17 protein-coding genes and 1 other RNA gene are annotated in these 25,196 nt (G+C 66.6%); 15 read left to right on the forward strand and 3 right to left on the reverse strand.

The features are described from left to right. Positions 1 to 122 precede the first annotated feature (122 nt). From J7U46_RS04395 to J7U46_RS04410, 4 genes are all read left to right on the forward strand, one after another. Positions 123 to 1,247, forward strand: a complete 1,125-nt coding sequence (locus J7U46_RS04395; protein WP_282823614.1) for an AIR synthase-related protein — start codon at positions 123 to 125, stop codon at positions 1,245 to 1,247. Positions 1,248 to 1,268: 21 nt separating this feature from the next. Beyond that, positions 1,269 to 1,646 (forward strand): SirB2 family protein, encoded by a 378-nt coding sequence (locus J7U46_RS04400; protein WP_282823615.1) that lies wholly within the window; start codon positions 1,269 to 1,271, stop codon positions 1,644 to 1,646. A gap of 52 nt (positions 1,647 to 1,698) precedes the next feature. After that, an RNA gene (ffs, locus tag J7U46_RS04405) (signal recognition particle sRNA small type) lies at positions 1,699 to 1,795 on the forward strand. Between the two features lie 142 nt (positions 1,796 to 1,937). Next, a complete protein-coding gene (locus J7U46_RS04410) occupies positions 1,938 to 2,102 on the forward strand; it encodes a hypothetical protein (protein WP_282823616.1) in 165 nt (54 codons plus the stop codon). 15 nt (positions 2,103 to 2,117) lie between these two features. On the opposite strand, the gene J7U46_RS04415 is transcribed toward J7U46_RS04410, so the two are convergent. The 3 genes from J7U46_RS04415 to hrpA all read right to left on the reverse strand — a co-directional run bounded on the left by J7U46_RS04415 (position 2,118) and on the right by hrpA (position 10,307). Then, positions 2,118 to 4,538, reverse strand: coding sequence for a serine/threonine protein kinase (locus tag J7U46_RS04415; protein ID WP_282823617.1), 2,421 nt, complete (start codon positions 4,536 to 4,538; stop codon positions 2,118 to 2,120). A gap of 13 nt (positions 4,539 to 4,551) precedes the next feature. Beyond that, positions 4,552 to 6,402 carry an HDOD domain-containing protein gene (locus tag J7U46_RS04420; protein ID WP_282823618.1) on the reverse strand — a complete coding sequence of 617 codons (1,851 nt, stop codon included), beginning with the start codon at positions 6,400 to 6,402 and terminating at the stop codon, positions 4,552 to 4,554. A 98-nt stretch (positions 6,403 to 6,500) separates the two neighbouring features. Beyond that, positions 6,501 to 10,307, reverse strand: coding sequence for an ATP-dependent RNA helicase HrpA (gene hrpA / locus J7U46_RS04425; RefSeq protein ID WP_282824968.1), 3,807 nt, complete (start codon positions 10,305 to 10,307; stop codon positions 6,501 to 6,503). A 128-nt stretch (positions 10,308 to 10,435) separates the two neighbouring features. Here hrpA and argA point away from each other — a divergent pair, with 128 nt between their 5' ends. The 11 genes from argA (at position 10,436) to dnaK (ending at position 25,113) form a co-directional block, all read left to right on the forward strand. Beyond that, a complete protein-coding gene (gene argA, locus J7U46_RS04430) occupies positions 10,436 to 11,776 on the forward strand; it encodes an amino-acid N-acetyltransferase (protein ID WP_282823619.1) in 1,341 nt (446 codons plus the stop codon). A 127-nt stretch (positions 11,777 to 11,903) separates the two neighbouring features. Continuing rightward, the gene (locus J7U46_RS04435) at positions 11,904 to 12,176 is read left to right on the forward strand and encodes an oxidative damage protection protein (RefSeq protein WP_282823620.1); all 273 of its coding nucleotides are present in this window, start codon (positions 11,904 to 11,906) and stop codon (positions 12,174 to 12,176) included. A 186-nt stretch (positions 12,177 to 12,362) separates the two neighbouring features. Further along, positions 12,363 to 12,662, forward strand: a complete 300-nt coding sequence (locus J7U46_RS04440) for an H-NS histone family protein (RefSeq protein ID WP_282823621.1) — start codon at positions 12,363 to 12,365, stop codon at positions 12,660 to 12,662. 356 nt (positions 12,663 to 13,018) lie between these two features. Next, positions 13,019 to 15,193 (forward strand): GGDEF domain-containing phosphodiesterase, encoded by a 2,175-nt coding sequence (locus J7U46_RS04445; RefSeq protein ID WP_282823622.1) that lies wholly within the window; start codon positions 13,019 to 13,021, stop codon positions 15,191 to 15,193. Between the two features lie 4 nt (positions 15,194 to 15,197). Next, positions 15,198 to 17,222: a DNA primase gene (locus tag J7U46_RS04450; RefSeq protein ID WP_282823623.1), complete on the forward strand. Its 2,025-nt coding sequence runs from the start codon at positions 15,198 to 15,200 to the stop codon at positions 17,220 to 17,222. A 333-nt stretch (positions 17,223 to 17,555) separates the two neighbouring features. Beyond that, positions 17,556 to 19,808, forward strand: coding sequence for an RNA polymerase sigma factor RpoD (gene rpoD, locus J7U46_RS04455; RefSeq protein ID WP_282823624.1), 2,253 nt, complete (start codon positions 17,556 to 17,558; stop codon positions 19,806 to 19,808). A 115-nt stretch (positions 19,809 to 19,923) separates the two neighbouring features. Continuing rightward, positions 19,924 to 20,892 (forward strand): adenylate/guanylate cyclase domain-containing protein, encoded by a 969-nt coding sequence (locus J7U46_RS04460; RefSeq protein WP_282823625.1) that lies wholly within the window; start codon positions 19,924 to 19,926, stop codon positions 20,890 to 20,892. A gap of 19 nt (positions 20,893 to 20,911) precedes the next feature. Then, positions 20,912 to 22,000, forward strand: coding sequence for a ferrochelatase (gene hemH, locus J7U46_RS04465; protein WP_282823626.1), 1,089 nt, complete (start codon positions 20,912 to 20,914; stop codon positions 21,998 to 22,000). Then, a complete protein-coding gene (locus J7U46_RS04470) occupies positions 21,997 to 22,413 on the forward strand; it encodes a S4 domain-containing protein (RefSeq protein WP_282823627.1) in 417 nt (138 codons plus the stop codon). Before hemH ends, J7U46_RS04470 begins: the two co-directional genes overlap by 4 nt. A 125-nt stretch (positions 22,414 to 22,538) precedes the next feature. Beyond that, positions 22,539 to 23,063 carry a nucleotide exchange factor GrpE gene (gene grpE, locus J7U46_RS04475; protein WP_282823628.1) on the forward strand — a complete coding sequence of 175 codons (525 nt, stop codon included), beginning with the start codon at positions 22,539 to 22,541 and terminating at the stop codon, positions 23,061 to 23,063. A gap of 91 nt (positions 23,064 to 23,154) precedes the next feature. Beyond that, entirely contained in the window at positions 23,155 to 25,113 is a 1,959-nt protein-coding gene (gene dnaK / locus J7U46_RS04480) for a molecular chaperone DnaK (RefSeq protein WP_282823629.1), read from the forward strand. Positions 25,114 to 25,196: the final 83 nt, after the last annotated feature.

Here is a 25,196-nt window from a genome sequence, read left to right on the forward strand (position 1 = left end):
GAGGGGACTTGCTTGAAGCCGGGATCGACCCGGCCTCAAGCCTGTTGGCACCCGCCTAGGGGCGGCCCTGCGCCGGGTGCAATACCGGATACCAATACCCGGCTGGACGATAATCCCGCGCCATGAGCACGCACGCCCCCTCCTCCCCCGACACCCTCAGCTACGAACAAGCTGGGGTCAACTACGACCTGATTGATCCGATGAAGATCGCGGCCCAGCGCGCGGCCGCCGCCACCGGCGCCCACCTGGGCGGCCATGGCTTCTCGGAGGTGCCGGCCTCGCGTGGCGAGTCCGCCTATGTGGTGGATGTGGGCCCGTTCTACCTGGCTTCCATCGTCGAATGCCTGGGCACCAAGACCCTGGTGGCTGACGAGATGGCAAAGCTCACGGGCAAGAGCTTCTTCGCCGGCATCGCACAGGACACCATCGCCATGGCGATCAACGACCTGATCACCGTCGGCGCCACGCCACTGGTCGTGCAGGCTTACTGGGCCGCCGGCGGTTCCGACTGGTTTGGCGACAAGCTGCGCGCCAATGAACTGGTGGCCGGCTGGAAGAAGGCCTGCGACACCTGCCAGGTGGCCTGGGGCGGCGGCGAAACGCCGGCGCTGGCCGGCATCGTCGAGGACGGCCGCATCGACCTGGCTGCCTCCTGCACCGGCCTGATCAACCCCAAGGAGCGCCTGTCGGTCGGCGACAAGCTCGGCGCCGGCGATGCCATCGTGCTGCTGGCCTCGAGCGGCATCCATGCCAACGGTCTGTCGCTGGCGCGCAAGCTGGTCGAGCGCCTGCCAAACGGCTACCTGACCGAGATCGAACCCGGCCTCAGCTACGGCGAGGCCCTGCTGGCGCCCACCGTGCTGTATTCGCCGGTCACCGAGGCGCTGTTCAAGGCCGGCATCACGCCGCACTACTGCGCCAACATCACCGGTCACGGCTGGCGCAAGCTCTTGCGCCACCCGGCCCAGTTCACCTACCGCATCCACACGGTGCCGCCGGTCACGCCGGTGCTGAAGTTCATGCAGGAGCAGGCCAAGCAGGACGACCGCGAGGCCTATTCCACGCTCAATATGGGCGCCGGCTTTGCGATCTTCGTGAAGGCCGAGGACGCGCAGCGCACGGTCGAGATCTCCAAGGCCTGCGGCATCGACGCCTGGGTGGCCGGTGCGCTGGAAGCAGGCCCCAAGCAGCTGCTGATCGAGCCGCTGAACATCCGCTTCAGCGACGACGACCTGCAACTGCGCTGAGTCGCACAAGCCGGGCTCGCGATGGACTGGTTCTACCCGCAGATGGTCCAGCTCCACGTCGTCATGGCGTGGGCCAGCTTGCTGCTGTTCATCGGTCGCGGCCTGGCCTATCAGCTGGGCGTGGAGTGGGCCAAGGAAGGGCCCATCCTCATCCTCGTGTTCGGCGCCAACACGCTGATGATCATCACCGGCCTCAGCCTCTGGGGCTCGCTGTACTACAGCATTCCGCGCGATGGCTGGCTGCTCGGCAAGCTGATCGCCCTGCTGGTCTATTTCGGCTGCGCGCACATTGCTTTCGGCGCTCATCCGCAGCGCTCGCTGGGCTACGCCGCTGCCGTGCTCGCGATGGTCTACGCCATGGCCGCCGCCTACACGCGCCAGGGGCTGCTCGGCTTCTGAATCGTCGTCCGCTTCGCCTGGAGCCGCTCTCGCCTCGCATACAATGCGCCTCGACGGGCCTCCTCGCATGGAAGCGCGGCCAACCGGGTCAGGTGGGGAACCAAGCAGCCCTAGCCGTTGCAACCAGTGCCGGGGTCAGGCTCGTCACCCCTCCCCTCGAGTTCCTCTCACCCATCCCCCTCACTTTCAGCACCGGCGAATGTATCGACCGGTAAGAGTCGATGCGTCGCGTCCTCGCTCGCGCCTCGGCGGCCGTTGCCAGCTCACGTTCATCCACAACGGAGCTTTCAAATGAAGTCGCGCCGCACTCTGCTAGCCATCACCGCCCTGCTGCTCAGTTCGCTGCTGAGCGGCTGCATCGTGGTGCCGCTGGGACACCACCATCGCCATCGCGGTTACAGCGCCGAACGCGGCCATGACGGCGGCGGCTACGACAGGCACCACGACCGTCGCTGAAGCCCGCCATCGGCCTCAGCTCGCCTGACGGAAGGCCATCACGGCCTGGTTGCGCAGCGTGCGCAGCAGCGAGAGCTCCTTCTCGCCCAGGTCGATGCTGCCGGGCTCGGGCTTGTCGGCATAGATGAGGCCGAAGGGCGAGCCCTTCAGCGCCATAGGCAGCAGCAGGAAGCTGCCGGCGCGCAGGTGCTGCTGATGCCAGAGCGGCAGGCGCTCCGCGATGTTGCCTTGCGATGCGTCTGCGATCAGCGTATCGGCCCCCTTCAACGCCACGGCGCTGAAAAGGTCAGGCAGACCGCCGGCCGGCACACGCAGCGGCACCTTGAACAAGGGCACGACCGCTTCCACACCGACGCCGAGGCCGAAGCGGCCGGTCAGTGTCTCGGTACGCGCATCGCGCAGGCAGAAGACCACGCGGTCGAAGCCGAGACCCCGGTACATGGTCTCCAGCACCATGCGCAGGATCTCGTTGAGCTTGACGCTCTCGACCATCGCGTCGGTGATGTCCTGGATGCCGGCGGCGAGCACTTGCGCGATCTGTTCGCGCGTGTTCGGCTGCTGGATCACCTGCGTCACCTCGAACGTGGCCTGCAGCTGATGCGGCGACAGCGAATCGCTGGGCGCCGGCGTCAAGGGGGCCAGCAGGCGCTGGGCCGGTGAATTCTTGGCCGGCAGGATGTCCATGGCCACGGCGAGCTGCGACAGCTTCTGGCGCGCCTGGTCGGCCGCCTGGTCGAAGACCTCGGCCGTGATGCCGAGGGCCCGCGAGTAGCGCTGCGCCATCGCCCGCACCTTGGCATGGGCCTCGCTCGGGTCGCTTTGCAAAATCACATCGGCCACGTCGTTGGCGGCGCGAGCCAGCCAGCGCTGGCGTTCGACCGGGCTGTCCAACTGCCTGACCGGCGGCTCGCCATCGGGCCGGCGCATCGCACGCTGCAGGATGTCGGGCAGGCCCCATTGGCGGGCCACGCCTAGGCCCAATTGCTCATAGCTCAGGCCCAGCACCTGGGTGGAGGCCAATGCCTCGCTGACCGGTGCGGCCAGCTTCTGCGGCCCCTCGCTCTGCCGCTCACTGCGCAGCATGCGGCGCACCTGCTGGGCTTCCTCAGGGAAGTAGAACTCGGTCAGCGCGCGGCCCAGGTTCTGGAACATCGCGCACAGGAAGGCCTCTTCGCTTTCGCGCGAGTTGGGGCTCAGCTCGCGCGCCAGCGAGGCTGCCATCAACGAGCGCAGGAATTCCTCGCGCAGTTGCTGGGCATGGGCCTTGTTCTCCATGCGCTCCAGCACGATCAGCGACAGCGCCAGGTTGCGGATGCCGGCAAAGCCGATCAACGCCGCCGCGCGCGAGACGGTGGAGATGCTGCCGCCGCCCGCATGGCTGAAGTGCGCGGTGTTGACCATGCGCAAGAGCTTGTGCGTGAGCGCCACGTCCTTGAGGATCTCGTTGGACAGGTTGGCCAGGCTCTCGTTCTCGGAGGCTGTCAGGCGCTGGATGCGCGAGATCGAATCCGACATCGCCGGAAAGTCGCTCTTGTGGCGCATGCGGCGCAGCAGGAACTCGAGCGCCGCGCGGTCACCGCCCTCGCTCGCCTCACCGGCCTGCGCCGTGGGATGCAGCCATTCGGCCAGCGCATCCAGCATGGCCTTGGCCGAGGGCCAGCGGGCCCGCGCATCGCGCGCCAGGCCGCGCTGCACGATGGCGCGCAGCGCGTCGTCCACGTCGGCACCGAGGCCTGCCGGCAACTGCAGCTCCTGCTCGGTGACGCGGCGCACGGCGCGCCAGGGATCGGGGTCGTAGTTCAGGCGCTGGCCGGACAGCATCTCGGCCAGCATCACGGCCGCCGCGAACACATCCATCACCGGCGTCGGCGCTTCGCCGCGCGCCGCCTCCGGCGAGATGTAGCCCGGCGTGCCGACGATGCGCTGCGGCTTGCCCGCATCGCTCATGCGGGCGGCGATGCCGAAGTCCATCACGCGCGGCCGGCCCTTGGCATCGATCAGGATGTTGCTGGGCTTGAGGTCGCGGTGCACCACGCCGGCCGCATGGGCGGCCAGCAGGCCATCGAGCACGCCCAGCATCAGCTCGACCGCCTCGCGCGCCTTCAGGCGCGGCTTGCCATGCAACTGCTCGGCCAAGGTGACACCGGCCACGTATTCGAAGACCAGATAGGCCTGGCCGTCCTGCACGTCGGCCTCGAACACCGGCACGATGTTGGCGTGGGTCAGGCGGCTGACGGCGCGGGCCTCGTGCAGCCATTCATCAACGCTGTGCCGGTCCGCACCTGGCCGCAAAAGCTTGAGCGCCACCTCGCGATCCAGGCGCGGGTCATGCGCCAGCCAGACCGTGGCCTGCGCGCCCTCGCCCAGGCGGCGCAGCAAGCGGAAGCGGCCGATCTGCGGCGGCAGCGTGGTGTTGTGGGAGTCGGGACCGGCCATGGATGCCGCCCCTTCAGCGATTGCCGCTGCCGGAAGGCCCTGCATCACCGGCGCTGCCGCTCGCCACGCGGCTGCGCAGGGCCGAGGGGCGCGGCGCGTCAGGCGCCTCGGCCGTACCGGTGGCCACGCGCTGCACCGGCTCGCCGCTGCCATTTGGGGCCGGCGGCTGCAAGGCCAGCATCACCTCGCGCAGGCCGAGGCCCAGCACCCGGGCGTAGCGCCGCGTGGCCAGCTCGACGCCGGCCTTGCGCCGTTCCTCGGGCCCGGCCAGCGCATCGACCAGTTCGTTGGCCAGGCTGCAGGTCAGGCGCAGCAGGTCAGCATCGCTGTCACCGGAGCGCACCGGCACATCCGGCGGCTGGCGGCGGATCATGTGCAAGAGCTCGTCACCCAGCGACCAGTAGCGCGCCACGCCAGCACCCAGCGTTTCAAGATCGGTGCCCAGCACCGCGTAGGAGGCCGCCTCTTCGCTCATGCCTGCCGGGTTTGGATTGGCCTCGGTGGGTTCGGGCGGCTGCATCAGCTGCTTAATCTGCAGTGCATCGTCGGGGAAGTGGTATTGCAGCAGCAGACGGCCGAGGTTCTGCATCAGCGTGATCAGGTACACCACCTCGCCGTCGTAGCCAGCGGGCCGCAGGGCCTGCGCGATCTCGCCGGCCCTGCGCACGCGCTGCATCAGCGTGCGCATGCGTGCGGCGTTCTGCTCGTTCAGGATGCCGGGCCACTGCTTCACAGCACGCGCGGCCTGCTCGACGCCATTGAGGCCGACCATGGCGATGGCTCGCTGCATATTGAGTACGGCACCATCGCCGGCATTGCCCTGCATGCGCAGGGCATTGTTGACCCGGCGCAGCATCTCCAGCGAGAGCGCCATGTCCTCGAGGATCAGGTTCGAGACTGCGCTGGTGTGCGTGGCTTGCATCGAGCTGGACTGGGCCACATGCAAGAGCTTGCTGCTGGTGCTGGGCAGATGACCCAGGCGCTGGATGCGGTCGATCATCGCGGCCACCGGCCCGCCCTGCTCTTGCGAAGCGGCAGCACGCCAGCCCTCCAGCGCGCGCAGGAAGACGCGGGCGCTGTGATAGCGCTGGCGCTCCTGGTTGGCGGTGGCGCGGTTGGCAATGGCGCGCAGCGGCGCGGGAATGGGATGCGGTGTCTCGAAAGGCAGGCGCACCATCTCCTGGCCCTGCGGCTGCATGCGCTGCACCACCTCGTGCAGGTCGGCCACGTCCAGCACCAGGCGGCCGCTGAGGCCGCGGTGCAGCAGGAGGCCCATGCAGACCACGTCTTCCTCGGCTGACTCGCGCACTGCGCGGCGCGTCACGGCATTGAAGTCAGCCGTGGCCGGGAACACCTCCTGCGCGGCCTCGAGGCCCAGCAGGCGCACATGGCCGGCCGTGTCGATGACCAGACTGGCGGCCTGCAGGTCACGGTGGGCATGGCCGGCCTCATGGGCAAAGGCCAGCCCGTCCAGGCCCTGGACCAGCCAATGCGCCAGGTCCAGCGGCAGCGGATTCGATTGGCGCGTCAGCCGCTCTTCCAGGGTCTCGCCGAGCGCCCGGTCATAGGCCAGGTAGGGCCATTGCTCGACCTGGCCGACCTCGACCACATGGGCGAGGTTGGGATGCTGGACGCGCGCGCCGGCTTGCGCCATCTTGAGCCAGTGCTCCAGCGCCGCCGGGCTGTTGGGCGCCTGGCGCGGCATGCTGAGCATCATCTCCTGGTTGCTGCGGGTGTCGAAGACCAGCCACAGCATGCTGCGCACGCTCTTGTTCAGCAGGGCGCGCAGTTCGAAGCGGCCAAAGCGCCTCAGAGGGGTCGAGGCTGTGGCGTTGCCGCCGGGGACGCTGGGGTTGTCGGACACGAGAAGATGAGATGGAAACAGTTTGTTCGAGTTTGCTCTATTTGAACTGCCGCTGGCAGAGGGCAATCGAGAGAACTGGCCTCAATAGCGTGAGGAATTCAGACACTGATCTGAGCCCACACCTTCTCTAGCCTCTTGACACTGACCGGCTGCGGCGTGCGCAGCTCCTGCGCGAACAGGCTGACCCGCAGCTCCTCCAGCTGCCAGCGGAAGTCGGCCAGGCGAGCGTCGGCCTGACCCTTGAGCTCGGCCACGCGGCGCTGGTAGCGCTGCTCCAGCAGCCGCAGCTCGGCCAGCAGCTTGCTGTCGCGGGCCGGGTCGGCGCGCAGCTTGTCCAGCCGCACGGTGACGGCCTTCAGGTAGCGCGGCACGTGCTGAGCCTGGCTCCAGGGCGTGGCCGCGACGAAGTTTTTGGGGATCAGGCGCTGCAGCTGGGCCGTGATGTCGTCAGCCGCCTCCTTGGGCGCGCGGGCATCCTTGAGCTTGCGCACCGCTGCCTGGTAGTCAAGCAGGATTTGCAGCGTGAGGCGCGCCACTTCCTGCGCGATCAGGTTCAGGCGGGCACGGCCCTCATCGATGCAGCGCTTGAAGGCGAACTCGTCGGCCGGCAGCGGCTCGGCGAGGAAGGCCCGGTCCAGTGCGATGCCGATGATCTGGTCGCGCAGGTCCTCGGGCGTGCCGAGGGCCATGTAGGCGACGGCCATCTTCTGCAGGTCGGGGATGTTTTTCTCGAGGTACTTCAGCGGCTCCTTGAGCTGCAGCGCAACCAGGCGACGCAAGCCCAGGCGGTGCTTGCTCGCCGCCACCTCGGGCTCGTCGAAGACCTCGATCTCCACATGGGCGCCCTTGTCGATCAAGGCCGGAAAGCCGATCAGGGTCTGCGGGCCGCGCTTGACCTCCATCAGCTCGGGCAGCTCACCGAAGGTCCAGGCCGTGTATTGGCTTGCCGCATCCTTGACCTGCGCTTTGGGCGCTGCCGCGACCTCGGCCCGGATACCGCCCTTGGCCACCGGCGCGGCCGCAGGTGCGGGCGCCGCCGCCGGCAGCTTCAGTGCCGCAAGCGCCTGGAAGGCCGAGCGCGCCTGCGAGCCCAGCTCGGCCTTCAGCGCCGCCAGGTTGCGGCCCTGGCCCAGCTGGCGGCCATGCTCGTCGACGATGCGGAAGTTCATGAACAGGTGCGGCTGCAGCTGCTCCAGCTTGAAGTCGTTCTTCTGGATCGCCAGCTGGGTGCGCTCCTTCACCGCCTTCAAGAGCACCTCAACGAGACCGCCCTGGCCGAAGGGATTCAGCTCGACGAACTCGGCCACAAAGTCCGGCAAGGGCACCAGGCGGGCGCGCGGCTTCTGATGGAGGCTCTTCAAGAGCGCCATCACCTTGGCCTCCAGCATGCCGGGCACCAGCCATTCGCAGCGCTCCTCGCTGACCTGGTTCAGTGCGTAAATCGGCACATTGACGGTCACGCCGTCGCGCGCATCGCCGGGCTCGTGCAGGTAGCTGACCGTGCAGTCCACGCCGCCCAGTCGCAGCGTTTTGGGGAAGGCATTGCCAGTGATGCCAGCGGCCTCGTGCCGCATCAGCTCCTCGCGGCTGAGCATCAGCAGCTTGTCGTTGGCCTTGCTGGCGTGGCGGTACCACTTCTCCAGCGTAGCGCCCGAGCACACATCGGCTGGCAGCTGCTGGTCGTAGAAGGCGTAGATCAGCTCGTCGTCGACCAGCACGTCCTGCCGGCGCGATTTGTGTTCCAGCTCCTCGACCTTCTTCACCTGGCGCTGGTTGTGGGCCAGGAAGGGCAGGCGGGTTTCCCACTCGCCATTCACGAGCGCTTCGCGGATGAAGATCTCGCGCGCCGCCGCCGCATCCACATTGCCAAAGTTCACGCGGCGGTTGCTGTAGATGACGATGCCATAGAGCGTGGCCCGCTCCAGCGCGATCACCTCGGCCGCCTTCTTCTCCCAATGCGGCTCCAGCAGCTGGGTCTTGATCAGGTGGCCGGCGATGCCCGGCAGCCATTGCGGCTCGATGGCGGCGATGCCACGGCCGAACAGCCGCGTGGTGTCGACCAGCTCGGCAGCAACGATCCAGCGGCCCGGCTTCTTGGACAGGTGCGCGCCCGGATGGCGCCAGAACTTGATGCCGCGCGCGCCGAGGTACCAGTCATCGTCATCGGCCTTCAGGCCGATGTTGCCGAGCAGGCCGGCCAGCATCGACAAATGCACCTGCTCGTAGGTGGCGGCCGCACCGTTCAGGCGCCAGCCATGCTCGGCCACGACGGTGTGCAGCTGCGAGTAGATGTCGCGCCATTCGCGCACGCGGCGCGGGCTGACAAAGTTGTCTCTCAAGAGCTGCTCATGGCGGCGATTGCTGAGCTTGTGCTCGCCCTCGCCGCCTCTGGATTCCCCGAGCCACTTCCACAGCTTCAGATAGCCCATGAACTCCGACTTCTCGTCGTCGAACTTCTTGTGCTTCTCGTCGGCGGCCTGCTGCTGCTCCATCGGCCGGTCGCGCACGTCCTGGCCGCTCAAGGCGCTGGCGATGACCAGCACCTCGGAGAGCGCGTCGCGTGTGCGGGCCTCGAGGATCATGCGGCCCACGCGCGGGTCCAGCGGCAGCTTGGCGAGCTCCTTGCCGATGGCAGTCAGCTCGTTCATGTCGTCCACAGCGCCCAGCTCGGCGAGCAACTGGTAGCCGTCGGCGATGGCCTTGCGCGGTGGCGCCTCGATGAAGGGAAACTCCTCCACCGTGCCGAGGTGCAGGGCCTTCATCCGCAGGATCACGCCGGCCAGCGACGAGCGCAGGATCTCGGGGTCGGTGAAGCGGGGCCGCTCGTTGAATTCCTTCTCTTCGTAGAGCCGGATGCAGATGCCGTTGCTGACGCGGCCGCAGCGGCCGGCGCGCTGGTTGGCGGCCGCCTGGCTGACTGGCTCGATCTGCAGCTGCTCGACCTTGTTGCGGTAGCTGTAGCGCTTGACGCGGGCGAGGCCCGGGTCGATCACGTAACGGATGCCGGGCACCGTCAAGGAGGTTTCAGCCACATTGGTGGCCAGCACGATGCGGCGCTGGCCGTGCGGCTCGAACACGCGGTCCTGCTCCTGCTGCGAGAGCCGCGCAAACAGCGGCAAGACTTCGACTCCGGGCGGATGGTGCTTGCGCAGCGCCTCGGCCGCCTCGCGGATCTCGCGCTCGCCGGGCAGGAAGACGAGCACGTCGCCCGAGCCCTCGCGCCACAGCTCATCCACCGCATCGGTGATCGCGTTGTTGAGGTCGTACTCGCGCGATTCCTCGAACGGGCGGTAGCGCTGCTCGACAGGGAAGGTGCGGCCCGAGACCATCAACACCGGCGCAGGGCCCTTGCTAGATTCGAAATGCTTGGCGAAGCGATCCGCGTCGATGGTGGCCGAGGTGACGATCACCTTCAGGTCCGGCCGTCGCGGCAGCACCTCGCGCAGATAGCCGAGCAGGAAGTCGATGTTCAACGAGCGTTCATGGGCCTCGTCGATGATGATCGTGTCGTAGGCCTTCAGCAGCGGGTCGGTCTGCGTCTCGGCGAGCAGGATGCCGTCGGTCATCAGCTTGACGCTGGCGCCCGGCTGCAGGCGATCCTGGAATCTCACCTTGTAGCCGACGATCTCGCCAAGCGGCGTCTTCAGCTCTTCGGCGATGCGCTTGGCCACGCTGGAGGCGGCGATGCGTCGTGGCTGCGTATGGCCGATCAGCTTGCCGGTGTTGGCCCGGCCACGGCCCAGCGCCAGGGCGATCTTGGGCAGCTGCGTGGTCTTGCCCGAGCCGGTCTCGCCACAGACGATGACGACCTGGTGCTCGCTGATGGCACGGGCGATCTCCTCGCGCCGGCTGGAAACCGGCAGCGAGTCGGGGAAGGTGATCGGTGGCAGCGGATTGGCCGGGATCGGCGGGCGGCGCGGGGCGGCCGCTTTCGCTGCGGGAGGAGCGGGGGTCTTTTCTTTCACGAGGCGCGGATTATCCGCGCCCCGCCGTGTCTGCCTGCCTATCGCAGACGCTGCGGCACAATTCGGACATGAGCCTGGTCTTCCCCCACACCTTCGTCCCCTGGTTTCGCTCGGTCGCGCCCTATATCCACGCCTACCGGGGTGAGACTTTCGTCGTCGGGATGACCGGCGAGCTGGTCGAGGCCGGCAAGCTGAACAACTTCGTGCAGGACCTGTCCATCCTGCATGCCATGGGCATCAACCTGGTGCTGGTGCACGGCTTCCGGCCCCAGGTCAATGAGCAACTGGCTGCCAAGGGTCAGACGCCACGCTACAGCCACGGCATCCGCATCACCGACGCCATCGCCCTGGATTGCGCCCAGGAGGCCGCCGGTCAGCTGCGCTTCGAGATCGAGGCCGCGTTCTCGCAAGGCCTGCCCAATACGCCGATGGCCAATGCCGCCGTGCGTGTGGTCTCGGGCAATTTCCTGACCGCGCGGCCCGTGGGCATCGTCGATGGTGTGGACTTCCAGCACAGCGGCGTGGTCCGCAAGGTCGACGCCTCGGCCATCCAGCGCGCGCTGGACATCGGCGCCGTGGTGCTGCTCTCACCGTTTGGCTTCTCGCCCACCGGCGAGGCCTTCAACCTGACGATGGAAGACGTGGCCACCAGCACGGCCATTGCGCTGCAGGCCGACAAGCTGCTCTTCGTCTGCGAAGTACCCGGCGTGCGCGAGAACCCGGACGACCCGGACAGCGCCATCGACACCGAGCTGGCCGTGGCCGACGCCAAGCGCATGCTGGCCAAGCTGCCGCGCCCCACGTCGCCCACCGACGTGGCCTTCTATCTGCAGCATTGCGTCAAAGCCTGCGAGGCCGGCGTCGAGCGCTCGCACATCCTGCCGCTGGCGGTGGATGGCGCGCTCCTGCAGGAGGTCTACACCCACGATGGCATCGGCACCATGGTGGTCGACGAGAAGCTGGAGAGCCTGCGCGAGGCCAGCTCCGACGACATCGGCGGCATCCTCACGCTGATCGAGCCCTTCGAGCGCGACGGCACCCTGGTCAAGCGTGACCGCACCGAGATCGAGCGCGACATCGAGCTCTACACGGTGATCGAGCACGACGGCGTGATCTTCGGCTGCGCGGCACTCTACCCCTACGTGGAAGCCAAGACGGCCGAGATGGCAGCGCTGACCGTCTCGCCAGCCGTGCAAGGCCAGGGCGACGGCGACCGCATCCTGAAGCGCGTGGAGCAGCGGGCCAAGGCCATGGGCCTTTCGAGCATCTTCGTGCTGACCACGCGCACCATGCACTGGTTCATCAAGCGCGGTTTCCAGCAGGTCGACCCCGACTGGCTGCCCGAGGAACGCAAGCGCAAATACAACTGGGACCGGCGCTCGCAGGTGCTGGTCAAAAAGCTCGCATGAGCTTTTCGCTAAAAGACTCGGTTAAGTTCTGTCTTTCGCCAAGAAGCTCGGCTGACGGCCGGGCTATTGCCGGCGCGCTACAGTGCGCGCCGTCCGTTTAATGATTCATCGATTTAGAGGTTCTGCCATGGCTCGCACCGTTCAATGTGTTTATCTGAAGAAGGAAGGCGAGGGCCTGGACTTCGCGCCTTATCCCGGCGAACTGGGCAAGCGCATCTATGACGGCGTCTGCAAGGAGGCCTGGGCTGCCTGGATGAAACACCAGACCATGCTGGTCAATGAAAACCGCCTGAACCTGGCCGACCAGCGCGCCCGCCAATATCTGGCGCGACAGATGGAGCAATTCTTTTTCGGCGGCGGCGCCGAGCAGCCGGCGGGGTATGTGCCGCCCGCTGCCTGACGCACAGCGGCCAGAAAACGCCTGAATGGGTGTCTTGCAATTCCGCCGGGCGCCCCGGGGTTTTGTATAAACCGGCATTTGTTGCGAATTCGTTGCATATTCACCGCAGTATCTTTGGCAGTTCTCGTGCCTATAATCAGGCCGAACCACACCCCTGGCCCTGATTACTCGCGAGGATTTGCATCTATGGCATTGCTCAAAGACCTGCTGGCCCAACGCGCCGCACTCGATCAACAGATTTCCGAAACCAAGGAACGCGAGCGCGCCGACGCGATCAACAAGGTGAAATCGCTGATGTCCGAATATGGGCTGACGCTCGCCGACTTGAACAGCCGGCCGGCCAAGGCAGCCAAGACCACCACCAAGGTCGCCGCCAAATACCGCAATCAGGCCACCGGTGAAACCTGGAGCGGCCGTGGCCTGCAGCCCAAGTGGCTGAAGGCCGCCATCGCCGGCGGCGCCAAGCTCGACGACTTCCACGTCTGAGCCTGTAGTTTCAGCCCGACCGCACCACCAAAGCCGCCTCTGGGCGGCTTTTGTTTTTCTTGCGAGGCCTGACCACCGCCACCCCGGGTTTGCTCGGCCACCCATTTGCAGGCCAGCGGTCGATATTGGGCGCAGCGGGGCATTACCCGCTGCTAGCATCGCGGCCTGCCGCCGCCCTGCCTGTTCGCCGCCCGCCAAATCCCGTGGACGATTTGCTGCCACCGTCACCCGATGCCGACGCCCGTCCACCACGCCGGCGCAGCCGCTGGCCTGATGGGCGGGTAATGGTACCGCTGGGCCTGGCTTATTTGGCGGGCGCACTGCTGATACTGATGAATTCGGCGGCCGGCGGATATTTGCTGAGCAACGTCCTGGCCTTGGCCGCGCTGGCCCTGCCCATACTCTGGCTCGCGGTCCGCCTGCGGCAATTGCGACGAGACCAGCAATGCTGGCATGAGCTTGCCGACCAGGCGGGCAGCGCCAGTTGCGAATGGGATTTGCCAAGCGGCACACAACAGGCCTCGGCGCTGTGGCAAGACTGGGCGGGCACACAGGGCGACTGGCTGGACTGGCTGGAGCGCTGCCATCCGCTGGACCGCTCGGCCGCCCTGGTGGCGCTTCAGGACCTGCAACAGCAGCCGGGCAAGGACCGCCTGAGCCTGGTCCTGCGGCTGCGCGCCGCCTCGGCCGAATGGCAGGACTTCCGCCTGCACCTGCAGGTGCTGCAGCGCGACCGCCAGGGCCGGGCCCAGCGGCTGCGCGCCTGGCTGCAGAACATCGCCTGGGAGCGCAGCTCGGAGGAGCGCCAACGCCTCGCCACCCATCTGTTCCAGCATCTGCATGAAGGCCTCGCGGTCGTTGATCCGCAGCTGAACGTGGTCGATGTCAACCCAAGTTACTGCCGCCTGCTCAAGACCAAACGCGAGCATCTGCTCAAGCTGCCGGCCCTGCCCGTGACCAGCAGCGTGCTCGCCGACGCCGGCCACGACCTGGCGGCGCTGCGCGAGGCCCTGCGCCTGGACGGCCTCTGGCAGGGCCTGGTGCGTGTGCGGCGCGGCGATGGCGAGCTGTGCGCCTTCCAGGTCACGCTCGCCAGCGTCGACGAGGCTCAAGGCCCCACGCGCTACCACGTGCTGACGCTGGCCGACAGCCATTCGCTGCAGCGCCCCGACGAGCTGGCCCAGCAAGCCCGCCACGACCCGCTCACCGGTCTGCCCAACCACGGCGAGCTGCTGCGCCTGCTGGAGGATGCCCTGCCCCTGAGCCAGCGCGAGGGCTTCATGCTGTGCGTCTGCTGCCTGGACCTGGACGGTTTTCGCCAGCTCAACGAGCGCCATGGGCAGGCCGGCGGCGATCAGCTGATCCACCAGGTAGCCCTGCGCCTGCGCGGCGCCTTGCGCGGTGCGCCGCAATGGCGCGACCGGCTGGCCCGGCTGGACGGCGACGAGTTCGCGCTGATCCTGCGCTGCAGCAGCCAGGAAGAAGCGGAGCGTGCGCTGGAGCGCCTGCTCAATGTGCTGCGTGCGCCGCATGTGCTGCCGGGCAGCTCGACGCCACTGAGCCTCACGGCCAGCATTGGCGCCACCCTCTACCCGCTGGACCCGAGCGATGGTGAAACCCTGGTCCGCCACGCCACCCAGGCGCTCCACCAGGTCAAGCGCAATGGCCGTGATGCCGCCCGCTTCTTCGACACCGAGAAGCGCGCCCGCAAGGAGGCCCAGGCCCTGGCACTGGCGCGCATGCAGGAGGCGCTCGACTCGCAGGAGCTGCTGCTCTACTACCAGCCCAAGGTCGACATGCGCCAGGCCCGCGTGCTGGGCATGGAGGCCCTGCTGCGCTGGCAGCATCCGCAGCGCGGCCTGCTGGCACCGGCGCATTTCCTGCCCCTGCTCGAGGGCACGGGCCTCGGTGTGCGGGTGGGCGATTGGGTGATCGAGCAGGCGCTCAAGCAGTCGGCCGCCTGGCTGGCCCTCGGGCTGCGGCTGGACGTCAGCGTCAACGTGGCGGCCCGCCATCTGCAGAGCGCCGATTTCGGCCAGCGCCTGCAGGAGTTGCTCGGGCGGCACGACCCGCTGGTGGCCCATCACCTGACGCTGGAGGTGCTGGAGTCGGCGGCCCTGGCCGACGTCGACGCCACCCACGCCCTCTTGCAGCGCTGCCGGCGCCTCGGCGTGCGCTCGGCGCTCGACGATTTCGGCACCGGCTATGCCAACCTCACCTACCTGAAGCGACTGCCCGTCGACGTGCTGAAGATCGACCGCTCCTTCGTGCAGAGCATGCTGGCCGACGAGCAGGACCGCGCCATCGTCGAAGGCGTGATCAAGCTGGCCCAGAGTTTTGGCTGCGGCGTGATCGCCGAAGGCGTCGAATCACCGGCCCACGCGCAGGCCCTGTTGAAGCTCGGCTGCAACCAGGGCCAGGGCAGCGGCATCGCCTCACCGATGCCGGCCGAGGAGGTCGCCGCCTGGGTCCAGGGCTTCGTGCGCGGTGGCTGGCCGGGCCCGGTGCGCCAGCCCGTCACGGTAGACTGAAAGGGTGATCCCACCCGGCTTTATCCAGGACCTCTTGGCCCGCACCGACATCGTCGATGTGGTGGGCCGTCACGTCGAATTGAAGAAGGGTGGCGCCAACCTGATGGGGCTCTGCCCCTTCCATGGCGAGAAGTCGCCGAGCTTCTCGGTCAGCCCGTCCAAGCAGTTCTATCACTGCTTCGGCTGCGGGGTGAACGGCAATGCGATCAGCTTCCTGATGGAGTACAGCGGCCTCGGTTTCGTCGAAGCCGTGCAGGAGCTCGCGCAAGGCGCCGGCATGCAGGTGCCAAGCGACGAGCGCTCGCCCCAGGAACGCGAGCGCGCCGCCGAGCACAAGAAGCACCAGGCCACGCTGAGCGAGACGCTGGAGCGGGCGGCCGGTCACTACCGCACGCAGCTGAAATCGAGCCCCCGCGCCATCGACTACCTGAAAGGCCGCGGCCTCAGCGGCCAGATTGCCGCGCGCTTCGGCCTAGGCTATGCGCCCGAGGGATGGCGCGCCCTGGCCAGCGCATTTCCGTCCTACGACGACCCGCTGCTGGTCGAGTCGGGCCTGGTGATTGAAAAGCAGGCTGAGGACGAAGTGGCCGGCGGGCCGAGCGCCGGGCCGCCCCAAGCCGGCCCGCATCTCATCGGGGGACCGACCGCCGTACCCGGTGGGCGAGGGGCTGCATCCAAGCGGTATGACCGCTTCCGCGACCGCGTGATGTTCCCGATCCGCAATGTGCAGGGCGAGACCATTGGCTTCGGCGGTCGCGTGCTGGACAAGGGCGAACCCAAGTACTTGAATTCACCGGAAACGCCGGTCTTCCACAAGGGCCGCGAGCTCTACGGCCTGTTTGAAGGCCGCGCCGCCTTCCGCCAGCGCGGCTATGCCCTGGTGGTCGAGGGCTATATGGATGTGGTCGCCCTGGCCCAGCATGGCTTCGGCAATGCGGTGGCCACGCTCGGCACAGCCTGCACGCCCGATCATGTGCAAAAGCTGTTCCGCTTCACCGACTCGGTGGTGTTCAGCTTCGACGGCGATGCCGCCGGCCGCCGCGCGGCGGTGCGAGCCTTGGAAGCTTCGCTGCCCCACATCAACGAGATGCGCACCGTGCGCTTCCTGTTCCTGCCAACCGAGCACGATCCCGACTCCTATGTGCGCGAGCTCGGAGCCGAGGCTTTCGAGCGCTGCATAGAGGCGGCCGTGCCACTGTCACGCCAACTGGTCGAGACCAGCGCCGAAGGCTGCGATCTCGGCAGCGCCGAGGGCCGGGCCCGCATGCTGTCACGCGCCAAGCCGTTGTGGCTGGCGCTGCCGGACGGCCTGCTCAAGCGCCAGTTGCTGGGAGAGCTGGCCAAACGCGCACAGCTGCCGGACCAGGAGCTGATGTCGTTCTGGCAGGTCGCGGCGGCCCCCAGGCCCGCCCCGGCCAGCGTGCAGGAACATGTGCTGGCCGAAGGCCCGCCACCCGAGTATTTCGATGCCGGCGATGAACACTTCCACCACCCCGCACCCAGCCAGCAGGTGCCGCGCCGCAAGCCCCAGCACCCCGCCGCGCAGCGCAAGCCCTGGCGCAAGGACTGGAAGCGTGATCCCGACGACGACATGCCGCGCCTGCCACGCCGCGCACCGCCCGGCCCGGCCGACGTGGCCCTGCGCATGCTGCTGCTCAACAGCCTCTGGTGGGAGCAGCTCAGCGCCGACGACCAAGGCTTGCTGCACGACCTGCCCGAGCCTCATGGCCCGTTGGTGGCCTGGCTGGAACGCTTCCTGGTCAACCATGGGCCCGGGCCCTGGACCGTGGTCGAGGCCGCGCTGACCGACGAAGGCCTGATCGAGCAGGTCCAGGCCCTGGGCGGCTGGGACCATGCCGAGGAAGCAGCGCTGGATGATTTCCGCGCCGTGCTGAGAACCCTGCTGATCTCGAGGCTGGAGGAAGAACAGCGCCTGATCACCAGCGCTGGCGCCGCCGCCGACCTCGGCCGCTACCGCGAGCTGAACGAGCAGATCCGACTCCTGAAGCAGCTCAAACCGGCGGCTTGAGCCGATTTTTTGAACCTGCTCGTCAAATAGACGATAATTCAGGGTTTTCGCGCGCGTCGTCAAGAGTGACGGCAGCTTGAATGCCGGACCCGGCCACCCAGCGAAACTGGGCACCCATCGAGGTATCAAGGCCACCTTTTCCGCCAGGGCTGCAATTGCAAACGTTCACGCCAACTTGAACGCGCCGCATGTCGACACCATCTCCGTGGCTCGGCATGCCTGAAAAGCCGCCTGGGGGCCGCCTTCGTTGCCGTGCGAAGGTTCTGGACCCAGGTGGCCGCTGCATTGCCCGCCCAAAAAATATTTCGACCTGCACCGACCCCAAGGATCTGCATGACTGCCAAGAAACCCGCATCCAAGGCCAGCGTTGCCGCTGAAGCTGAAATTGTCGCCAAGAAGCCTGCCGCCAAGGTCAGCAAGGCTGCCAAGGATGCCGCCCCCAAGGCAGTGAAGGCAGAGGCGCCGGCCAAGAAGGCCGCCAAGGCGGCAGCCGCCGGCGATGACAAGCCCAAGCGCGGCCGCAAGCCCAAGGAAGAGACCACCAGCAAGAAGGCCGCCAAGGCCGAGGCCGATGAGGAGGACTTCTCCGACATCGACGCCGAACTGGAGGGCGAGGTTGAGGAAGTCGCTGAGGTCGAGGAAGTCGCCGAAGACAAGCCCAAGGCCAAGCCACTGCGCATGAAGGTTTCGCGCGCCAAGGAGCGCGCGCTGATGCGCGAGTTCGGCCTCGAGGAAACCGCGCTGACCGAAGAAGAAGCCGCCAAGCGCCGCCATGAGCTGAAGACGCTCATCAAGATGGGCAAGACGCGGGGCTTCCTGACGCACCAGGAAATCAACGACCACCTGCCAGAGAAGCTGGTCAACGAGGAAATCCTCGAGGCCATCATCTCCATGTTGAACGACATGGGCATCGCGGTGTACGAGCAGGCACCGGACGCCGCCACGCTGCTGATCCAGGGCAACGCGACGACCACCTCGACCGAAGAAGAAGCCGAAGAAGCCGCCGAGGCAGCGCTCTCGACGGTGGACTCCGAATTCGGCCGCACGACTGACCCGGTGCGCATGTACATGCGCGAAATGGGCACGGTGGAACTGCTGACCCGGGAAGGCGAAATCGAGATCGCCAAGCGCATCGAAGGCGGCCTGCAAGCCATGATGCTGGCCATCTCGGCATCGCCCACCACGATCGCCCACATCCTCGAGTTCGCCACCAAGATCCGCGCCGGCGAGATGCAGATCTCGGAAGTGGTCGACGGCTTCGTGGCCGCCGACGAGGCCGACGACTATGTGGCCGAGGAAGACTTCGACGAATTCGACGAAGAAGACGACGACGACGGCAATGGCGGCTCCAAGGCGCTGACCAAGAAGCTCGAGGAGCTGAAGAACGCCGCGCTGATCAAGCTCGACAACCTGTCGGCCAACTTCGACAAGATGCGCAAGGCCTTCGAGAAGGACGGCTACCGCTCGGCCTCCTACGACAAGGCCCAGCACGCCATCAGCGCCGAGCTGATGACGATCCGCTTCACGGTCAAGACCATCGAGAAGCTGTGCGACATCCTGCGTTCGCAGGTCGACGACGTGCGCCGCTACGAGCGCGAGCTGCGCAAGATCGTGGTCGACAAGTGCGGCATGCCGCAAGAGCACTTCATCAAGACCTTCCCGCCCAATGCGCTGAACCTGAAGTGGGCCGAGAAGGAAGTCGCTGCGAACAAGGGCTACTCCACCGTGCTGGCGCGCAACCTGCCGCCGGTGCAGGAGCTGCAGCAGAAGCTGATCGACATCCAGGCCAAGGCCGTCGTGCCGCTGGAAGACCTGAAAGAGATCAACAAGAAGATGAACGAGGGCGAGAAGGCCTCGCGCGACGCCAAGAAGGAAATGATCGAGGCCAATCTGCGCCTGGTGATCTCGATTGCGAAGAAGTACACCAACCGCGGCCTGCAGTTCCTGGACCTGATCCAGGAAGGAAATATCGGCCTGATGAAGGCGGTGGACAAGTTCGAATACCGTCGCGGCTACAAGTTCTCGACCTATGCGACCTGGTGGATCCGCCAGGCCATCACGCGCTCGATCGCCGACCAGGCCCGCACCATCCGCATCCCGGTTCACATGATCGAAACGATCAACAAGATGAACCGCATCTCGCGCCAGCATTTGCAGGAATTCGGCTTCGAGCCCGATGCCCCGACGCTGGCCGAGAAGATGGAGATCCCGGAAGACAAGATCCGCAAGATCATGAAGATCGCCAAGGAGCCGATCTCGATGGAAACGCCGATCGGTGACGATGACGACAGCCATCTGGGCGACTTCATCGAGGACACCAACAACACGGCGCCCATCGAGGCCGCGATGCAGGCCGGCCTGCGCGACGTGGTGAAGGACATCCTCGACTCGCTGACCCCGCGCGAAGCCAAGGTGCTGCGCATGCGCTTCGGCATCGAGATGAGCACGGACCACACGCTGGAGGAAGTCGGCAAGCAGTTCGACGTGACCCGCGAGCGCATCCGCCAGATCGAAGCCAAGGCGATTCGCAAGCTCAAGCACCCGAGCCGCAGCGATAAGTTGCGTACCTATCTCGACAATCTGTAATCAGATTGCCGCAGGGCGACAGCCGCACCAGGGCCGGATTTATCCGGCCCTTTTGCATGCCCGCACGCCGCTACACTGCGAATAATTTCACGCCCTGCCCGACTCAACCCAGCCCATGACCCAGATCCGGGAACGCACCGTCCTGTTCGCTGACCTCCGAGGCAGCACGGCGTTGTTCGAGACCCTGGGCAATGCCGAGGCCACCTCGGTCGTCACCCACACGGTGGGCGTGATCGCCCAGGCGGTCGACGAATGCGCCGGGCAGTTGATCAAGACCCTGGGCGATGGCCTGATGGCTGTGTTCGAAGGACCGGCCGATGGCGTCAAGTCCGCCATCCGCATGCACGAGATGCTGGAGCGCGTCGTGGCGCGCGGCAAACAGCGCGGCGCCTCGCCAGGCCTGCGCGGGCTCAAGCTGCAGGTGGCGCTGGCCCGTGGCGAAGTCGTGGAGATGGGGGGCGACTGCTTCGGCGACGCCGTCAACGTGGCCGCCCGGCTGATCGACCATGCGGGTGACAACGAGACCCTGATTACCGCCGAAGTCCTGAACGGCCTCACCGCAGCCCGCAAGAACCGCTTCCGCAGCCTGGACCGCATTGCGGTGCGCGGCCGGGTCGAGCCGGTCCATGTCTATGTGCTGGACCAGCCGAGCCAGCAGGGCGATGCCGCGGCCACGCAGTTCGGCGAGGTCGTGCCGCATGCCGAACCCGACGGCATCCGCCTCGTCTGGCAGGACCTGGACCGCGTGTTCGACACCTCGTCCATGCCCATCGTGCTGGGCCGCAGCGTGCAGGCCACCTACTGCATCACCGATGGCCGCGTGTCTCGCTCGCACGCTCGCATCGACTGGCATGGCGGTGTGTTTTCGCTGACCGACCTCAGCTACAACGGCACCTTCGTGCGTTTCGGCCCCGTGGGCGAGATCCTCTCGCTGAAGCGCGGCAACTGCACCCTGCACGGCAGCGGCGTGATCGGCCTCGGCGGCCCGCCGATGGACAATGATTCGCCGACGGTGCGCTTCGAGGTCCTGCATTTCTCCGACACCGAGCCGCTGTCGCTGACCGGCCCGCGCAGCCGCGGCTGACCCTTCGCATTCTTCACACATGGCTTTCAACGCAGAACCCGCCTACCGGCATGGCGACGCCGCGCGCACCGCCGTGCTGCTGTGCAACCTCGGCACGCCCGAGGCGCCCACCGCCGCCGCCACGCGCCGCTATCTCGCCGAGTTCCTCGCCGACCCCCGCGTGGTCGAGATTCCCAAGCTCCTGTGGCTGCTGATACTGCACGGCATCATCCTGCGCGTGCGTCCGGCCAAGTCGGCCGCCAAGTACGCCAGCATCTGGCTGACCGAAGGCTCGCCGCTCAAAGTCTGGACCGAGAAACAGGCCAAGCTGCTGCGCGGCTACCTCGGCGAGCGCGGCCATCAGGTGCAGGTGCGCTATGCGATGCGCTATGGTCAGCCCGCCATCGCAGCCGAACTCGACGCGCTGAAGCGCGAGGGCGCGACCCGCATCCTCGTGCTGCCAGCCTATCCGCAGTATTCGGGCGCCACCACGGCCAGCGTGATCGATGCGGTGGCGCATTGGGCCGTGAAGACGCGCCATGTGCCCGAGCTGCGCTTCGTCAACCGCTACCACGATGACCCGGGCTACATCGCTGCCCTCGCTGACAGCGTGCGCGCTCATTGGCAGCGCGAGGGACGCCACGAAATGCTGGTGATGAGCTTCCACGGCATGCCGGCTCGTACGCTGGCCCTCGGCGACCCTTACCACTGCGAATGCCTGAAGACAGGCCGCCTGCTGGCCGAGGCCTTGCAGCTCACGCCCGAGCAGTACCGCGTCACCTTCCAGAGCCGCTTTGGCAAGGCCAAGTGGCTGGAGCCGTACACCGAGCCGACGCTGGTCGACCTGGCCGCCAAGGGCCTGAAGAGCGTCGACCTGATCTGCCCCGGCTTCAGCGCCGACTGCCTGGAGACGCTGGAAGAGATCGACCAGGAGGCGCGCGCTGCCTTCCTGGCGGCCGGCGGGCAGGCTTTTGCCTACATCCCCTGCCTGAACGACAGCCCGGCCGGCATGCGCGCCCTCACCGACCTCGCCGAGCAGCATCTGCAGGGCTGGCCGACCGTGCCAGCGGCACCGGATCCAGCGCAGCGAGAACGCGCGCTGGCCGCAGGCGCAGAATCCGGCCCATGAAGGACAAGCAAGCCACGCAGGACGGCCTGCGGCTGGACAAATGGCTGTGGGCAGCGCGCTTTTACAAGACTCGCGCGCTGGCGGTCGAGGAGATCGGCAAAGGCCGGGTCGAGATCAACGGCCAGTCGGTCAAGCCCTCGCGGGACATGAAGCTCGGTGACCGGGTCAAGCTGCGCCAAGGCGCGGTCGAGCGCGAGGTGATCGTGCGTGGCCTGAGCCATGTGCGCGGCCCGGCACCGCAGGCCCAGACGCTGTACGAAGAGACGCCCGAGAGCATCGCCAAGCGCGAACAGGCGGCCGAGAATCGCCGCCTGGCACCCGAGCCAGCCGCCAGCATCGAGCAAGGCCGGCCGACCAAGCAGGACCGCCGCCGCCTGGGCGATTGGGAGCGCTGGAGCGCCCAGATCGACTGATTTTCTGCGTTGGGCACGGGTTTCTCCCTGGCCGAATGCGAAAATCCGCCTCTTGAAGTTTTGGACAAGCGCTCCATATGGAGCGCTTGCCTCTTTTGGCATCCCCGTTGTTGGCCCCAGAGACCATGAGCACCGAGAACACCCCCCCGCAAGAACACCTCGAGCCGGCCGCCACTGAAGCCGCCCAAGACAACAGTGTCGAGACCCAACTGGCAGAAGCCCAGGCACGCCTGGCCGAGATGTCGGACGCCTATCTGCGCGCCAAGGCTGAGGTCGAGAACATCCGCCGCCGTGCCGATGAAGACATGAGCAAGGCCCGCAAGTACGCCGTCGAATCCTTCGCTGAAGCCATGCTGCCGGTGATGGACAGCATGGAAGCGGCCATCGCGACGCCCGACGCCAAGGTCGAGACCGTGCTGGAAGGCGTGCACGCCACCAAGCGCCAGCTGGCCGCCGCCCTCGAGCGCAACAAGGTGGTCGAGATCAACCCGGCTGCCGGCGCCAAGTTCGACCCGCACCAGCACCAGGCCATCTCCATGGTGCCTGCCGAGCAGGAGGCCAACACCGTCGTGGCCGTGCTGCAAAAGGGCTATCTGATCAACGACCGCGTGCTGCGCCCGGCCCTGATCACCGTGGCTGCCCCCAAGTAATCCACAAACTTATTCACAGGACGCCGCCCTTGAATCGCGGCGAGCTGTCCACAGATTCACTGCATCCAAGCATCCCCTTCAGGAGAAAAACATGGGAAAGATCATCGGCATTGACCTGGGCACGACCAACTCGTGCGTGGCGGTCATGGAAGGCAACACGACGCGTGTGATCGAGAACGCTGAAGGCGCTCGCACCACGCCGTCCATCATTGCCTACCAGGAAGATGGCGAAATCCTCGTCGGCGCCTCGGCCAAGCGCCAGGCCGTCACCAACCCCAAGAACACGCTGTACGCGGTGAAGCGCCTGATCGGCCGCAAGTTCACCGAGAAGGAAGTGCAGAAGGACATCGAGCTGATGCCCTATGCCATCGCCGCCGCCGACAACGGCGACGCCTGGGTCGAAGTGCGCGGCAAGAAGCTGGCCCCGCCGCAGATCAGCGCCGAAGTGCTGCGCAAGATGAAGAAGACCGCCGAAGACTACCTCGGCGAAGAAGTGACCGAAGCCGTCATCACGGTGCCTGCCTACTTCAACGACGCGCAGCGCCAGGCCACCAAGGACGCTGGCCGCATCGCTGGCCTGGACGTCAAGCGCATCATCAACGAACCCACCGCAGCAGCCCTGGCCTTTGGCCTGGACAAGCACGGCAAGGGCGACCGCAAGATCGCCGTGTATGACCTGGGTGGCGGCACGTTCGACGTGTCCATCATCGAGATCGCCGACGTCGATGGCGAAATGCAGTTCGAGGTGCTGTCGACCAATGGCGACACCTTCCTGGGCGGCGAAGACTTCGACCAGCGCATCATCGATTTCATCGTCACCGAGTTCAAGAAGGAACAAGGCGTCGACCTCACGAAGGACGTGCTGGCCCTGCAGCGCCTGAAGGAAGCCGCCGAGAAGGCCAAGATCGAGCTGTCGAACTCCTCGCAGACCGACGTCAACCTGCCCTACGTGACGGCTGACGCTTCGGGCCCCAAGCATCTGAACATCAAGCTGACCCGCGCCAAGCTGGAGTCGCTGGTGGAAGAGCTGATCGAGCGCACCATTGCTCCCTGCCGCACTGCCATCAAGGACGCTGGCGTTTCGGTCGGCCAGATCGACGACGTGATCCTGGTCGGCGGCATGACCCGCATGCCCAAGGTGCAGGACAAGGTCAAGGAGTTCTTCGGCAAGGAGCCGCGCAAGGACGTCAACCCTGACGAAGCCGTGGCCGTGGGCGCCGCGATCCAAGGCCAGGTGCTGGGCGGCGAGCGCAAGGACGTGCTGCTGCTGGACGTGACGCCGCTGTCGCTGGGCATTGAGACCCTGGGCGGCGTGATGACCAAGATGATCGCCAAGAACACGACCATCCCGACCAAGTTCAGCCAGACCTTCTCGACCGCTGACGACAACCAGCCGGCCGTGACCATCAAGGTGTACCAGGGCGAGCGCGAGCTGGCTCAGGGCAACAAGAGCCTGGGCGAATTCAACCTCGAAGGCATCCCGCCGGCACCGCGCGGCACGCCGCAGATCGAAGTGAGCTTCGACATCGACGCCAACGGCATCCTGCACGTCGGCGCCAAGGACAAGGGCACGGGCAAGGAAAACAAGATCACCATCAAGGCGAACTCGGGTCTGTCGGAAGCCGAGATCGAGAAGATGGTCAAGGACGCCGAAGCCAACGCCGCGGAGGACAAGAAGAAGGTCGAGATCGTGCAGGCCAAGAACCAGGCCGACGGCATGGTCCACAGCGTGCGTAAGTCGCTGGGTGAGCATGGCGACAAGATCGAGGCCGCCGAGAAGGAAGCCATCGAGGCCGCCATCAAGGACCTGGAAGAAGCCATCAAGGGCGACGACAAGGACGCAATCGAAGCCAAGACCGAAGCCCTGATGAAGGCCAGCCAGAAGCTCGGCGAGAAGGTCTACGCCGAATCGCAGGCGGCGCAAGCTGCGGCCGGTGCGGCGGCTGGTGCCCAGCAAGCCGAGCAGCCGCAGGCGGCCCCGGCCGGCAAGCCTGCCGCTGACGACAACGTCGTCGACGCCGAGTTCAAGGAAGTCAAGGACAGCAAGTAAGACCAAAGAGCGGCGTGCCGATGGCGTCCCACCCGACGCCCTCGGCCGTCTCTGACGCCGCGCAGGCCCTTCACGGGGTCTGA

Source organism: Pelomonas sp. V22, assembly GCF_030014915.1.
In the GTDB taxonomy this organism is placed as follows: domain Bacteria; phylum Pseudomonadota; class Gammaproteobacteria; order Burkholderiales; family Burkholderiaceae_C; genus JAUASW01.

Bases quoted from the DNA above. Each gene is read 5' to 3' on its own strand.
- J7U46_RS04400 (WP_282823615.1), top strand. From the start codon at position 1,269: ATGGACTGGTTCTACCCGCAGATGGTCCAGCTCCACGTCGTCATGGCG.
- J7U46_RS04460 (WP_282823625.1), top strand. From the start codon at position 19,924: ATGACCCAGATCCGGGAACGCACCGTCCTGTTCGCTGACCTCCGAGGC.
- J7U46_RS04440 (WP_282823621.1), top strand. From the start codon at position 12,363: ATGGCATTGCTCAAAGACCTGCTGGCCCAACGCGCCGCACTCGATCAA.
- J7U46_RS04435 (WP_282823620.1), top strand. From the start codon at position 11,904: ATGGCTCGCACCGTTCAATGTGTTTATCTGAAGAAGGAAGGCGAGGGC.
- grpE (WP_282823628.1), top strand. From the start codon at position 22,539: ATGAGCACCGAGAACACCCCCCCGCAAGAACACCTCGAGCCGGCCGCC.
- J7U46_RS04395 (WP_282823614.1), top strand. From the start codon at position 123: ATGAGCACGCACGCCCCCTCCTCCCCCGACACCCTCAGCTACGAACAA.
- J7U46_RS04410 (WP_282823616.1), top strand. From the start codon at position 1,938: ATGAAGTCGCGCCGCACTCTGCTAGCCATCACCGCCCTGCTGCTCAGT.
- J7U46_RS04470 (WP_282823627.1), top strand. From the start codon at position 21,997: ATGAAGGACAAGCAAGCCACGCAGGACGGCCTGCGGCTGGACAAATGG.
- dnaK (WP_282823629.1), top strand. From the start codon at position 23,155: ATGGGAAAGATCATCGGCATTGACCTGGGCACGACCAACTCGTGCGTG.
- hemH (WP_282823626.1), top strand. From the start codon at position 20,912: ATGGCTTTCAACGCAGAACCCGCCTACCGGCATGGCGACGCCGCGCGC.
- rpoD (WP_282823624.1), top strand. From the start codon at position 17,556: ATGACTGCCAAGAAACCCGCATCCAAGGCCAGCGTTGCCGCTGAAGCT.
- J7U46_RS04415 (WP_282823617.1), bottom strand. From the start codon at position 4,538: ATGGCCGGTCCCGACTCCCACAACACCACGCTGCCGCCGCAGATCGGC.
- argA (WP_282823619.1), top strand. From the start codon at position 10,436: ATGAGCCTGGTCTTCCCCCACACCTTCGTCCCCTGGTTTCGCTCGGTC.